Consider the following 13,624-nt stretch of genomic DNA (forward strand, 5'->3'; position numbering starts at 1 on the left):
GGGTGATCCTGACCGTGCAGTCCGAATGTCGGCTGCAGCGTTGCCCGAAACAGTTACGAGGCCCCGCTCCATGACCACCACCTTCCCCACGTCAGAGCGCCCCAAATCGCGTGTCCGGCAGCCCAACGCCGTTGTCCTGAGCTATTCGGAACTGTTGAAGACCGTCAAGGCTGAAGGCCTGCTGGAACGTCGCGTCGGTTTCTACATCACGCTCTTCGCCAGCTTGGTGCTCCTGATGGCCGCCACCTGGTTCGGCTTCGCCCTGATCGGCGACAGCTGGTTCCAGCTCCTCATTGCCGCGGCTGTCGGAGTTCTATGCACTCAGCTGAGTTTCCTGGCCCACGAGGCCGGGCACCGCCAGATCTTCGCGTCGCGCCGGGCCAACGACTGGACCGCCCGGATCCTGGCCACCTCGGTGGCAGGCATGAGCTACTCCTGGTGGGAGCAGAAGCACGGCGCCCACCACAACCACCCCAACGTCATTTCCAAGGATCCGGACATTGCCACCGGGGCCATCGCCTTCCACACCGAAGGTGCCGCCACGCGGCAGGGCCGGTTTTCCTTCCTGACCCGCAAGCAGGGTTGGTTCTTCTTCCCCTTGTTGTTCCTTGTTGGCCTGGGCCTGCAGATCGATTCCGTGAAGTTCGTCTTCCGCCGGGCCAAGGTGACGCACCGCTGGGTAGAGCTTCCCATTTTGCTGGTCCGGCTCAGTCTCCTCCCCGCGCTCGCCTTTACATTCCTTCCGATGGGAATGGCGTTCGCCTTCATCGGCGTGCAGCTTGCCGTCTTCGGTTTCTACATGGGTGCTTCCTTCGCACCGAACCACAAGGGCATGCCGGTCCTGCCCGCGGACAGCCGCGTGGACTTCTTCAGCCGCCAGGTCCTGACCTCACGGAACATCTCCGGCGGCCGGTTTATGGACATCCTGCTCGGCGGCCTCAACCGCCAGGCTGAGCACCACCTCTTCCCGGACATGGCGCGCCCCCAGCTGGACAGGGCGGCCAAGATCGTCCGCGAGTACTGCAAGAAGCACCAGGTGCCCTACACGGAGACCACGCTGCTGCAGTCCTACGGCATCATCGTCCGTTACCTCAACGACGTGGGCCTTGCCGCAGGACGCCACTTCGAGTGCCCCATGGCAACGGTGACCCGGCGGTTCTAGCATGCACACCCCGAGTCACGCGACTCCCCCGCATGGCTCTTCCCCCCTTATGACCCGAAGCGACGGCCGGCTACCGGCCGTCGCTTCGTCGTCGGTAGCGGTATCCCTAGGATGGTCAGAGACACCGGCTGCGGGAAATCCCCGCCCGGAGAGGAGACCCTTTATGCATGCCATCGTTGTCCGCCAGCCCGGAGGCCCGGAAGTCCTCGAGCTCGCCGAGGTGGACCGTCCGACGCCGGGCCCCGGCCAGTTGCTCGTCAAAGTCGCGGCCACGGGCGTCAATTTCATTGAGACGTACCAGCGCGGCGGCATGTACAAGGTTGCCCATCCATTCATACCGGGCACCGAAGCAGCGGGCGTCGTGGAGGCAATCGGCGAGGGCGTTGAGGGCTTCACCGTGGGGAGCCGGGTTGCAACGGCCGAGGGCCAGCAATGCTACGCAGGCTACACCGTGCTGGACGCCGCAAAAGCCCTCCCGGTACCGGATGGCGTGGACCTCTTGACGGCGGCGGCGTTACCCCTTCAGGGCATGACCGCCCATTACCTGATCAACTCATCCTTCAAGGTGGAACCCGGCCAAACGGTCCTGGTCCACGCCGGTGCCGGCGGTGTGGGCCTGCTGATTACCCAGCTCCTGAAGGCCCGCGGAGCCCGGGTTATCACTACAGTGTCCACCGACGAGAAGGAAGCGCTGGCCAAGGGAGCCGGCGCGGACGTTGTGCTCCGCTATGACGGATTCCCTGAAGCTGTCCGCGATCTCACCGACGGCGCCGGCGTCCAGGTGGTGTACGACGGCGTCGGGAAAGTCACGTTCGACGGCTCGCTTGCCAGTCTGCGCACCCGCGGCTTCCTCGTCCTGTTCGGGGCCGCCTCCGGCGCTGTGCCGCCGGTGGATCCGCAGCGGCTCAACGCGGGCGGCTCACTTTCCCTCACGCGGCCGACACTGGCGCATTTCCTGGCCAACCCGCAGGAACGGCGGTGGCGTTCCAGCGAGGTCTTTGGGGCGGTAGCAGACGGAAGCCTGAAGGTCCGGATCGGCGCCAAGTACCCCCTTGCCGAGGCGCGACGTGCCCACGAGGACCTCGAGGGCAGGCGCACCACGGGCAAGGTCCTGCTGGTTCCCTGATGGCGCCCGCTTACGGATGAACGGAATATGAACCTTCAACCAATCAAGGACACCTTCCGTTCACTTTCCTCAGGCAGAATCCGTCCGTGAGTGAGCATCAGTCAAACGTCGTGGCATCCCGGCCGGAAGTTTTCTACCGCCCCCAGCTGGCCGGTTTGCCCCTGGCCCCGCCCGAGCGGACTCTCATGGCCATCCTGGCGGAATCGGCCACCCGCTTCCCGGAGGCATCAGCGCTCGACGACGGCCGACGCTCCCTGAGCTACGCCGACCTGATGGCCGCGGTCCGGGCCAAAGGGCGGGAGCTCCGGGCCGCCGGACTGGGCGCCGGCGACAGGATCGGCGTGCGGATTCCGTCCGGGACCAATGAGCTCTACATCTCGATTCTCGCGATCCTGCACATCGGCGCCGCCTACGTGCCCGTGGACGCCGACGACCCCGAGGAACGTGCACGACTCGTCTTCGGCGAGGCACGCGTGGCCACAGTCCTCACCGGTGGGGCCGCGGTCATTGTCCCGGCCTCCCGGCCCAACGACGACGGCCGTGGCGCTGAGCACCGTTCTGCCGAGCGCCGTGAAGCCGAAAGCCGTGCTGCCGTGCCCGGCGATGACGCCTGGGTGATCTTTACCTCCGGGTCCACCGGCACGCCCAAGGGCGTCGCCGTCCGGCACCGCTCCGCCGCCGCCTTTGTTGACGCCGAAGCCCGGATCTTTCTGCAAGAGGAACCACTCGGTCCGCAGGACCGGGTATTGGCGGGGCTTTCCGTCGCCTTTGATGCCTCGTGCGAAGAAATGTGGCTTGCCTGGCGTCATGGCGCCTGCCTGGTGCCCGCGCCGCGTGCCCTGGTCAGGACGGGAACGGACCTCGGCCCCTGGCTCATCAGCCACGGCATCACCGCAGTGTCCACTGTTCCTACCCTTGCGGCACTCTGGCCCGCCGAGTCCCTGGAGAGTGTCCGGCTCCTGATTTTTGGCGGCGAAGCCTGCCCGCCGGAGCTCGCCGAACGGCTTGCCATCCCGGGCCGGGAAGTATGGAACACCTACGGCCCCACGGAGGCCACGGTCGTGGCCTGCGCTGCTCCCCTGGGTGGTCCCGGTCCGGTCCGGATCGGGCTGCCGCTGGACGGCTGGGACCTGGCCGTAGTAGACACTGAAGGACTGCCCGTCAGCGAAGGGGACATCGGCGAGCTGATCATCGGCGGCGTCGGGCTTGCCCGTTACCTTGACCCGGACAAGGACCGGGAGAAGTACGCACCCATGCCGTCCTTCGGCTGGGACCGCGCTTACCGTTCCGGCGATCTGGTCCGCTACGAAGCCGCCGGACTGATCTTTATGGGCCGTGCGGACGAACAGGTCAAGCTCGGTGGACGACGGATCGAACTGGGTGAAATTGACGCCGCCCTGCAGGCCCTCCCCCACGTCGCCGGAGCGGCGGCAGCCGTCCAGACAACCGCGGCCGGCAACCAGATCCTGGTGGGATACCTGGCCGCTGATGCGGACCTGGATCTGGTGGCAGCCCGTGAACTCCTGGCGGCGAGCCTCCCCGCCCCCCTCATTCCGCTGCTGACCGTCGTCGAGTCCATGCCGACGAAAACCAGCGGCAAAGTGGACCGACATGCCCTGCCCTGGCCGTTGACCGGGAGCGGCGCGGCGGAGGCTGACGCGGCCCCGCTGAACCTGCCGGAAGATGCCGCCTGGGTGGCCGAACAATGGACGGCCGTCCTCGGCGGCCCCGTGTCAAGCCTCGACGCCGACTTCTTCGCCTACGGCGGCGGCTCCCTGTCCGCTGCCCAGCTGGTCTCCGCCCTCAGGGGCCGGTACCCGACAATCACGGTCGCCGACATCTATGCCACACCCAGGATCGGGGCCCTGATTGATGCGGCCCGCCAGACGCTTCCCGACGGCGTGACCGTCGGGCCGGCGCCGTCCAGGACGGTGCGCCCCACCGCGTTCAAATCCCAGGTCTTCCAGACGCTGATGGGCATTCCCCTGCACATCCTGGTGGGGATGCGCTGGCTGACGTACCTCATGGCGGCAAACAACGTACTGGCCTTCTTGGCAGGGTTCAGCGCCGCCCCCACAGTTTCCTGGTGGTGGGTGGCCGCGTCCTGGCTGATCTTCGTCTCTCCGGCCGGCCGGATGCTGATTTCCGTGGCCGCGGCCCGGATCCTGCTCCGGAAAGTGGAGCCGGGAACGTACCCGCGCTCAGGGCGCGTGCACCTGCGCCTGTGGCTGGCAGAACAAATCCAGGACCTCGCCGGTGCTATCAGCCTCGCCAGCGCACCATGGGTTCCCTACTACGCCCGGGCGCTGGGCGCCAGGATCGGCAGCAACGTCCAGCTGCACTCGCTTCCCCCGGTTACCGGACTGCTTTCCCTCGGCAGTGGCTCCAACATTGAGCCTGAAGTGGACCTTTCCGGTTGGTGGATCGACGGGGACATCGTCCACATCGGAGCCGTCCACATCGGGGCAGGAGCCAGCGTCGGGGCGCGCAGCACGCTGATGCCAGGCGCTTCCATCGGCGCCGGAGCCCAGGTGGAGCCGGGCTCGGCGGTCCTCGGCAAGGTGAAGGCCGGCCACCACGTTGCCGGGTCCCCGGCCGAACGCCGGGGCAAGGCCAAGCACTCGCTGCCGGACACTCCTCCAGAACATCGGCTGATGGGCCGGCTCTGGTTCGCCGGATTCGCCGCGGCTTCGGCCGTACTGGCCCTGATCCCCTACGTCTCCGCCGCCGCCGCAGCGCTGGTGGTCTTTGGCTTCATCCGGGGCAGCGCTTCGCTATCCGCCGCCATGCCGCAGATCCTGCTCGCCCTCGCACCCGCGGCCTTTGTGTGGTTCGTCGTCAACCTGCTGCTCATTTTGGTCACCACCCGGTTGCTCGGCATCGGCCTGGCCGAGGGCTACTATCAAGTCCGCAGCCGGATCGGCTGGCAGGTCTGGGCCACGGAACGCGTACTGGACCTGGCCCGCGACCTGCTATTCCCCATCTATGCCAGTCTCTTCACTCCGGTCTGGCTGCGCCTCCTCGGTGCCAAAATCGGCAAGAACGTCGAAGCCTCCACCGTCCTGCTCATCCCCAAGATGACCACCGTGGGCGAGGGCGCCTTCCTGGCCGACGACACCATGGTGGCCTCCTACGAGCTCGACGGCGGGTGGCTGCGGATCGCGCCCGCGAAGATCGGCAAGCGCTCCTTCCTGGGCAACTCCGGCATGACCGCTGCCGGCCGGAACGTCCCCAAGAACTCGCTCGTGGCCGTCCTGTCGGCCACACCGGCCAAGGCCAAAGCAGGGACGTCATGGCTGGGCAGCCCACCCGTGCGGCTCCGGCGTACCGCCATCGCTTCAGATGACACACGTACCTTCCAGCCGCCGCCGCGGCTCAGGTTTGCCCGCTGCCTCTGGGAACTGGGCCGTTTCATCCCCGTGGTGGCCACGGTGGCGATCGCCGCAGGCGTGATGCTTGCCTTTGACTGGCTGGCCACCGCATACAACTACGGGATTGCCGCAGCCTTCGGCGGGATCGTGATGCTGCTGGCGGGCGCGGTGGCCGCGGGCAGCGCGGTCGTCGCCAAATGGGTCCTCGTGGGACGGATCCGTGCCGGCGAGCACCCGCTCTGGAGCTCCTTCATCTGGCGCAACGAGGTGGTGGACACGTTTATCGAAATGGTCAGCGCCCCCTGGTTCGCGCGTGCAGCCACCGGGACGCCGGCCCTGGTCTGGTGGCTCCGTGCGCTTGGCGCACGGATCGGCCGCGGCACGTGGTGCGAAAGCTACTGGCTCCCTGAAGCTGACCTCGTATCCCTTGGGCGGAACTCCACCGTCAACCGGGGCTGCGTGGTCCAGACGCACCTGTTCCACGACCGCGTCATGAGCCTGGACACTGTTACCCTCGAAGACGGTGCAACCATGGGGCCACATGGTGTCATCCTGCCGCAGGCCAGCATCGGAGCCGGCGGAACCGTTGGACCGGCGTCACTGGTGATGCGGGGCGAATCGGTTCCAGCCGCGACCTATTGGATGGGTAACCCGGTGAGCCCCTGGAGCGGTCCCGCAGGGTCCGCTCCCAAACCACGGTAGCCCGCAGTACCAGCTGTCCCGCCGCCTACGCTGATCGGAAAGACCGTCTTATGAGTTCCCCCGTACCGAGCCCGACAGCCGCGAGTACCGGCCCCGCCCGCACGTCGGAGCAGGATGCTTCAGCACCTGATCCCTACATGCCGGGCCATGGCACGAACGCGTACAAAGTCAGCCGCTACGAACTTGACCTTGACTACAAGCTCAGCAGCAACCGCCTGAGCGGGCGCGCGGTCCTCAACGCCGTCACCCGGTATGCGACGGCGGCCGTGGTGCTGGACCTGACCGGGCTCCGGGCCACGAAGATCCAGCTCAGCGGGCGCCGGGTAAAGAAGTTCAGCCAGCGCGCGGGACAGTTGGTCATTGTGCCCGAAGCCGCACTGCCGGCGGGCGAGGAATTTACCCTGGACATCCGCTATGAAGGCAACCCTGCCCCCCGGCGCGGGTTCTGGGGCGAGGTGGGCTGGGAGGAACTCACCGACGGCGTTCTGGTGGCTGGCCAGCCGAACGGCGCCGCCTCCTGGTTCCCCTGCAACGATCACCCCGGCGACAAGGCCAGCTACAAAATCAGCGTGACCACCGACGCCAATTACCGGGCTGTGTGCAACGGGACGCTGATTTCCCATACCAGCAGGGCCAGCCGCGAGACCTGGGTATACGAGCAGGCGGAGCCCATGGCCACCTACCTTGCCACGGTCCAGATCGGCCGGTATGAGTTCCTCACGCTGACTCCCTTCCCCGTGGACGGCCAGGTTCCTCAGTTCGCAGCCGTCCCGGCGCTGTTGGTCGACGCGGCCCGCGACGGCCTGGCGAGGCAGCCGGAAATGATGCGCACCTTTGCCAACTGCTTCGGGCCCTACCCGTTTCCGGAATATTCCGTGGTGGTGACCGAAGACGAGCTGGAAATACCGCTAGAGGCGCAGACGCTGTCCATCCTGGGCCGGAACCATCTGACGCAGGAGTGGGAGTCCCAGCGGCTCATCGCCCACGAGCTCGCGCACCAGTGGTTCGGGAACTCTCTCACTGCCTCATCCTGGGCGGACATCTGGCTCCACGAGGGCTTCGCCTGCTACGCGGAGTGGATCTGGTCCGAGGAAGCGGGCGTCCTGCCCATTGCGGACCGGGCCGCTGCAGCCTGGCGGAAGCTGGCGGCAAACAGCCAGGACATCATCGTGGGCGACCCCGGGCCGGAGCTGATGTTTGATGACCGCGTCTACAAGCGCGGAGCCCTTGCCCTGCATGCCCTGCGGATCCGGTGCGGCGACCTGGCATTTTTTGCCCTCTTGCATGACTGGACGGATACCCACCGTCACGGTTCAGTGTCCACGGCGGCCTTTATCCTCGCCGCGGACCGGGCCACCGGCCTGGACACTGAGGCTCTCCTTCACCCGTGGCTGCTCGAGACAGCCCTTCCGCCCCTGCCTGTGCGCTGATAGTCCGGTGCGCTGGTAGTCCGGAGCGCTGACAGGCAGCAGCTCTCCTACCGGCCGGCGCGCTACCCGCCGGTTCGCGAAACCGCGACGGCGGCGCGGAAGTTGAGCGGGAGTCCCGCTTCTCCGGCGGCCAGGTCCCTGATTTCCGGGCGGGACAAAACATCAAGGGTGTCCGGGGCGGTAACGAGTCCGTCTCCCGTCATCTTGAGCCAGGCTTCCTTGCGCGCCCAGAGCCGTGCCCGCTCCTGCAGCAGCTGAGGCCGGGCCAGCCCGGCGAGGGCCGCGCGCTCAGCGGCGGTGAGGGCCACGCCGTCGAACCCGTCAAAGGCCATGCCGGACGGGTCCGCCAGGTCCACGCCCATGGTGACTCCGACCGCCGGATCCATCACGGCGCCCAACAGGATCCAGCCGGAACTCCGGGACAGGCTCAGCGCGAGGGGCACCGGCTCGCCCTTGAGTGAATACCCGGGCCTGCCGTGCGACAGCCCGGGGCCGGCGCCGCACCGGGGGCAGCTAAAGTGCGTGGTGAGGTCCGACGCCGGGACGTCCAACAGTTCTGCCGCGAACGTTCGCAGGCAACGCCGGCCCGCCATAAAAACGGCCCGTGGGCCGGGTGCCAGGGCAGCGGCGCGGGCCAGCTCGGCAGGCCCCAGCACTGCCGGCTGGCCTCCCGCAGTCGGGGGCCGCCCTCCCGGTAATCCGGGAGGGCAGGAACGCAGGACCGGCACTATGGAGCCCGGCTCCGCCATCTCTCCTGCCGGCCCGGCCCTCACCGGCCCCGCCATCCGGATCCGCTCTTAGCGCTGGACGGCGCCGAAGCGCTCTGCAGCCAGGGCCACAGCGCTTTCGCGCGCAGCCGAGGCTTCATCGGCCGTCAGTGTCCGGTCCGTTGCCCGGAAACGCAGGCCGAAGGCGAGCGATTTCTTGCCTTCTTCAATGCCTTTGCCGGCGTAGACATCGAACAGCGCCACGTCCTCCAGCAGTTCGCCGGCGCCTTCGCGGAGCGCTTCGAGGACCTGGTCCGCCGGAATATCCTGCGGCACAACGAGCGCAACGTCCTGGGTGGCTACCGGGAACGTGGAGATGTGGCGGGCCACAATTACATCCGCGGCTGCCTCGAACAACGCATCTGCGTTGAATTCCAGCGCCACCGAACGGGCGGGCATGTCGTGCGCGGCCAGGAGCTTCGGGTGCAGCTCGCCTGCGTAACCCACCACCTCACCGGTCCGCAGTGAGAGCTGCGCGGCCCGGCCCGGGTGGAACGCCTGGTGCGCGCCCTGGCTGACCACGATCTCCACGCCCAGGACGTCCCCGGCAAGCCGGGCAATATCCAGCGCGTCGGACCAGTCCCACAAGCGCGGTGTGTGGCTCGCCGCAGCGGGTGAATCGTGGCCGGTGAGGACAGCGGCGACGTACAGCGGCTGGTCCGGAACGCCGTCGTACAGTGCATCCAGCACCTCGTCGGAAGGCTTGACGCCCAGCGGCGGGATGGACGGTGTACCTACAGTCCCGCTCGGCAGGAACACCAGGCCGGACTCGAAGAGCGCCAGGTCGCGGAAGCCGCGGGAGTGGTTCCGCTTGGCCACCTCGATGAGCCCGGGGAGGATGGATGTACGCAGGAAGCCGTGTTCCTCGCTGATGGGATTCGCCAGCTTGACCGCGCTCCGGGCAGCACCATGCTCGGCGACGCCGAACGTGTCGTTGGCGGCCTTGGAGACGAACGGGTACGCCAGGACTTCGGTCAGCCCGGCGTCAGCCAGTGCTTGGATGAGCCGACGGCGCTGCTGCTGCACGCGGGTCAGGCCACGTCCCGGAGGGGCCACGGGAAGGGTGGCGGGGATATTCTCGTAGCCCACCAGCCGCGCGATTTCCTCGGAGAGGTCTTCCTTGGTTTCCAGGTCGCTGCGCCAGCTCGGGGCGGTCACGGTCCAGCCGCCGTCGGATTTTTCCACCACGGCACCGAGGTCCACCAGAGCGGTGGTGATCTGTTCCTCGGTGAAATCGATGCCGATCCGCTGGGCGGCGAAGGCTGCCGGCAGCGCGATGGTTACGGCGTCCGGCGCGGTCCCGACGTCGGTCCCCGCATGGTCGGCAATCCCATCGGCGAGTTCCACCAGGAGGTCAACAACACGCTGGGCAGCGATGTCCGCCACGTGCCAGTCGACGCCGCGCTCGAAGCGCTTGGACGCCTCGGACGGCAGCTTGTGCCGGCGGCGGGATCGGCCAATGGACACCTCGTCGAAGTGTGCCGCCTCCACCAGGACGTTCGACGTCGAATCGCTCACCTCCGTGGCTGCACCGCCCATAACGCCGGCAATGCCGATCGCGCCGGAACCGTCGGTGATGAGGAGGTCTTCGACGTCGAGCGGGCGCTCCTTGGCGTCCAGGGTGGTGATTTTCTCCCCTGCAACGGCGCGCCGGACCACAATGTCGCCGGATAGTTTGTCCAGGTCATAGCAGTGCGTGGGCTGGCCAAGCTCGAGCATCACGTAGTTGGAGATGTCCACCGGCAGGGAGATGGAGCGGATCCCGGCGAGCCGCAGCCGCGAGGTCATCCACGCGGGCGTCGGCCTGGTGGCGTCGACGCCGCGGACGGTGCGGGCCACAAAACGGTCGCAGCCGGGCTTGCCGTAGATGGGCGCGTCGTCGTTGAGCTTGACGCCGTAGCCGCCGGAAAGCTCCGCCGGGGCCAGGACCTCTGACGCAGGGTCCGTGAAGGAGGTTCCGGTGGCGTGGGCGTACTCGCGGGCCACACCACGGATGGAGAACGCGTAGCCTCGGTCCGGGGTCACGTTGATCTCGGCTGCCTGATCATAGAGGCCCAGCAATTCCATGGCGTCGGTACCGATTTCGGGATCAAGCCCGATGCGGGACAGCACCAGGATGCCGTCGTGGTCTTCGCCGATGCCGAGCTCACGGACAGAGGCGATCATGCCGGCGGAGAGGTGGCCGTACGTCTTCCGGGCGGAAATGTGGAAGTCGCCGGGCAGGACCGCTCCGGGCAGGGTGACCACTACTTTGTCGCCCTCAACGAAGTTGTGGGCGCCGCAGATGATCCCCTGCACGCCGGACGGGTCGATTCCGTCGCCGGTGAGGGTCTGTTCCTGGCCTTCGGGGACAACCCGGACCTGGCACCAGTTGATGGTTTTGCCGTTGGTCTGGGGTTCCTTGACGATGCTCAGGACCTGGCCCACCACAACCGGACCCTGCAGGGTGTCCGTGGGGCGGTGGACGGCCTCTTCTTCAAAGCCGACCTTGACCAGTTCGGCCATCACGTCTTCGGCCGTTGCTCCGGCCGGTACTGCTGCGAATTCACGCAGCCAGGAAAGTGGGATACGCACTGTTAGATCTCCATCCCGAAGTGCTCGCTGAAACGTACGTCGCCTTCGATCATGTCGCGCATGTCGCCGACTTCATTGCGGAACATGAGCGCGCGCTCGATGCCCATGCCAAATGCGAAACCGGAGTATATGTCCGGGTCGATGCCCGCGGCCCGGAGGACATTGGGGTTGACCATGCCGCAGCCGCCCCATTCGATCCAGCGCGGGCCGCCCTTGGCGCCCGGGTGCCAGATGTCCAGTTCCGCGGAGGGCTCCGTGAAGGGGAAGTAATTCGGGCGCAGCCGGACGGAGGCCTCGTCACCGAACATCTGCCGGGTGAAGTGCTCCAGCGTGCCCAGGAGGTCGGCCATGCTCAGGTTCTTGTCGATGGCCAGGCCCTCGAACTGATGGAACACCGGAGTGTGGGTGGCGTCCAGCTCATCGGTTCGGAACACCTTGCCGGGGCACAGCACGTAGATCGGCACTTCGCGTTCCAGCATGGAACGGACCTGCACCGGGGAGGTGTGCGTACGCATCACCAGGTGGGCCTCGGGCGGCTCCACGAAGAAGGTGTCCTGCATTTCGCGGGCCGGGTGGTCCGGCTTGAAGTTCAGGGCATCGAAGTTGAACCACTCGGATTCCACTTCGGGGCCTTCGGCGATTTCCCAGCCCATGCCAACAAAGATGTCCGCCACGCGGTCCTGAAGCGTGGAGAGCGGGTGCCGGGCTCCTGCCCGACGACGACGGGGCGCGGCAGTGACGTCCACTGTCTCTTCCAGCAGGATCCGGGCGTCGTTTTGTGCTTCCAGCTCGGCGGTGCGGTCCGCGAGCGCCTTGTTGACCCGGCCCCGGGAGGAACCCATGAGCTTGCCGGCTACGGCCTTCTGGTCCTTCGGCAGTCCACCGATCTCCCGGTTGGCCAGGCTGAGCGGCGATTTCTCGCCGGTGTGCGCCAGCCTCACCGCCTTAAGTTCGTCAAGGGAGCCAGCGCCGGCAATGGCGGCGATGGCCTGGTCTACAGCGGCAGTAATGGCGGCTTCATCCGTAGGGTTCGGGATGGCGGCGCCCGGCAAAGTTTCAGTCATCTACTGTTCTTAGCTACGAGTAGGGGCTGCCGGTTAGGGGTGCAGCCGCACGCGGTTTCCCGGCAGCGCATCCGTCACTGGCAGGTCATTCCGTGAATCCATGCTTGATGAATGCACTCGATGACCAGGTCAGGGCACACCGGTCAAAACCGGCGGCCACTATCCTCCAGTCTAAGTGAAGGCTCCGGCTACCATGGCCTCATGACACAAGGGCAGGGCCGCGCAGCCGCACAGCTGTTGACGGCAGGGCAGACGAGGGCTGCGCCGCTCGCGGCAGGGCAGTTGACGGCAGGGCAGTTGACGGCAGGGCAGCGGGTACGGCAGCTTGCCAACCTGGCCAACGGCACCACCCTGCTGGGCCTGGCCGTTGCCGCAGCGGCGGGAACCGCCGTCAGCCAAGGCCCTCGAGGGCTGCTCATCGCGTCCGGTTACCGGTGGCGCATTCCGTATGCGGGGGCCTTCACCCTTGGCAACGTGGTTATCTGCAGGATCCGCACTGAAGACCTGACTTCCAATCCGGCACTCCTGGGGCATGAGGAAGTGCACTGCAGCCAGTACGCCTGCTGCCTGGGACTGCCGTTCCTTCCGCTGTATTTCCTGGCTGCAGGCTGGTCGGTGCTTGGGCGGGCGATCCGGCGTCGGAGAATTTCTTCGAACGGCAGGCCGGCCTGGCGGCCGGCGGCTACGTTGACAGCAGGACAACAACAAGGCCGGCGCCCCTTGGGCCGGCGGAATCGAGGTCTGACAATGACGGTTGAACCCAACACGAGGGCCAATTTCGGGACCATCACCGTGACCGGAACGGGGACGGCCGAGGCGCGACCTGACCTGCTGACAATTTCCGTGGGCGTCGAATGCCGGCGGGACAGCGTGGGCACCGCATATGCGGACGCGGGAACAGTATCCGCGGCTGTATCCGGTGCGCTCCGCCGGCACGGCGTGGGTGATGCGGACATCCGGACGTCCGGGCTGAACGTCCGGCCGGAGTTGGTCTGGCGCGACGGCGGCGGACAGCAGGTGACCGGCTATGTGGCCTCCAGCGGGCTTACCGTACGCCTGCGCCAAGTGACTGCGGCGTCCGGCGTTATTGCCGCCGTCGTGGATGCCGGCGGCGATGACGTGCGCCTGAACGGACTGGAGCTGGGCTTCGCGGATGAGTCGGCCGTCGCCTCCCTTGCCCGGGAAGCTGCCTGGCAGGATGCCGCTGCCAGAGCCGAACAGTTTGCATCCCTGGCGTCCGCGCGGCTTGGCGCGGTGACCTCAATTGCCGAGCACCCCGATGCACCCGGACCGGTCCCGGTGGCCCGGATCCAACGCGCCGCCGCCAGCGAAGCCATCAGCGTGGAAGCGGGCCACGCGAGCATTAGCACCAGCGTCACCGTGGTGTGGGAACTGCAGGCCTGACGCCTCCCACGGCCGGCGCCGGGC

The 13,624-nt window shown here is 67.1% G+C and carries 8 protein-coding genes; 5 read left to right on the forward strand and 3 right to left on the reverse strand.

Annotated features, from left to right (window positions below):
- Window positions 1–70 precede the first annotated feature (70 nt).
- The 4 genes from DAD99_RS01510 (at window position 71) to DAD99_RS01525 (ending at window position 7,791) form a co-directional block, all read left to right on the forward strand.
- Window positions 71–1,162, forward strand: a complete 1,092-nt coding sequence (locus DAD99_RS01510; RefSeq protein ID WP_193340060.1) for an acyl-CoA desaturase — start codon at window positions 71–73, stop codon at window positions 1,160–1,162.
- A gap of 163 nt (window positions 1,163–1,325) precedes the next feature.
- Entirely contained in the window at window positions 1,326–2,288 is a 963-nt protein-coding gene (locus DAD99_RS01515) for a quinone oxidoreductase (RefSeq protein WP_193340061.1), read from the forward strand.
- Between the two features lie 185 nt (window positions 2,289–2,473).
- Window positions 2,474–6,361, forward strand: coding sequence for a Pls/PosA family non-ribosomal peptide synthetase (locus DAD99_RS01520; protein WP_193340146.1), 3,888 nt, complete (start codon window positions 2,474–2,476; stop codon window positions 6,359–6,361).
- A gap of 50 nt (window positions 6,362–6,411) precedes the next feature.
- Window positions 6,412–7,791, forward strand: a complete 1,380-nt coding sequence (locus tag DAD99_RS01525) for a M1 family metallopeptidase (protein WP_193340062.1) — start codon at window positions 6,412–6,414, stop codon at window positions 7,789–7,791.
- 62 nt (window positions 7,792–7,853) lie between these two features.
- On the opposite strand, the gene DAD99_RS01530 is transcribed toward DAD99_RS01525, so the two are convergent.
- From DAD99_RS01530 to pheS, 3 genes are all read right to left on the reverse strand, one after another.
- Entirely contained in the window at window positions 7,854–8,447 is a 594-nt protein-coding gene (locus tag DAD99_RS01530; RefSeq protein WP_309233175.1) for a 4'-phosphopantetheinyl transferase superfamily protein, read from the reverse strand.
- 141 nt (window positions 8,448–8,588) lie between these two features.
- Window positions 8,589–11,132: a phenylalanine--tRNA ligase subunit beta gene (gene pheT / locus DAD99_RS01535; RefSeq protein ID WP_193340064.1), complete on the reverse strand. Its 2,544-nt coding sequence runs from the start codon at window positions 11,130–11,132 to the stop codon at window positions 8,589–8,591.
- Between the two features lie 2 nt (window positions 11,133–11,134).
- The gene (gene pheS / locus DAD99_RS01540; RefSeq protein WP_185263154.1) at window positions 11,135–12,196 is read right to left on the reverse strand and encodes a phenylalanine--tRNA ligase subunit alpha; all 1,062 of its coding nucleotides are present in this window, start codon (window positions 12,194–12,196) and stop codon (window positions 11,135–11,137) included.
- A gap of 201 nt (window positions 12,197–12,397) precedes the next feature.
- On the opposite strand from pheS, the gene DAD99_RS22240 reads away from it, so the two are divergent.
- On the forward strand, window positions 12,398–13,600 hold the full coding sequence (locus tag DAD99_RS22240; RefSeq protein WP_375372167.1) for an SIMPL domain-containing protein: 1,203 nt from the start codon (window positions 12,398–12,400) through the stop codon (window positions 13,598–13,600).
- Window positions 13,601–13,624 lie beyond the last annotated feature (24 nt).

It is taken from the genome of Pseudarthrobacter sp. AB1, from assembly GCF_014926485.1.
Lineage (GTDB): Bacteria > Actinomycetota > Actinomycetes > Actinomycetales > Micrococcaceae > Arthrobacter.

Coding starts and splice junctions, on each gene's coding strand:
- DAD99_RS01525 (WP_193340062.1), top strand. CDS start 6,412: ATGAGTTCCCCCGTACCGAGCCCGACAGCCGCGAGTACCGGCCCCGCC.
- DAD99_RS01515 (WP_193340061.1), top strand. CDS start 1,326: ATGCATGCCATCGTTGTCCGCCAGCCCGGAGGCCCGGAAGTCCTCGAG.
- pheS (WP_185263154.1), bottom strand. CDS start 12,196: ATGACTGAAACTTTGCCGGGCGCCGCCATCCCGAACCCTACGGATGAA.
- DAD99_RS01520 (WP_193340146.1), top strand. CDS start 2,474: ATGGCCATCCTGGCGGAATCGGCCACCCGCTTCCCGGAGGCATCAGCG.
- DAD99_RS01510 (WP_193340060.1), top strand. CDS start 71: ATGACCACCACCTTCCCCACGTCAGAGCGCCCCAAATCGCGTGTCCGG.
- DAD99_RS22240 (WP_375372167.1), top strand. CDS start 12,398: ATGACACAAGGGCAGGGCCGCGCAGCCGCACAGCTGTTGACGGCAGGG.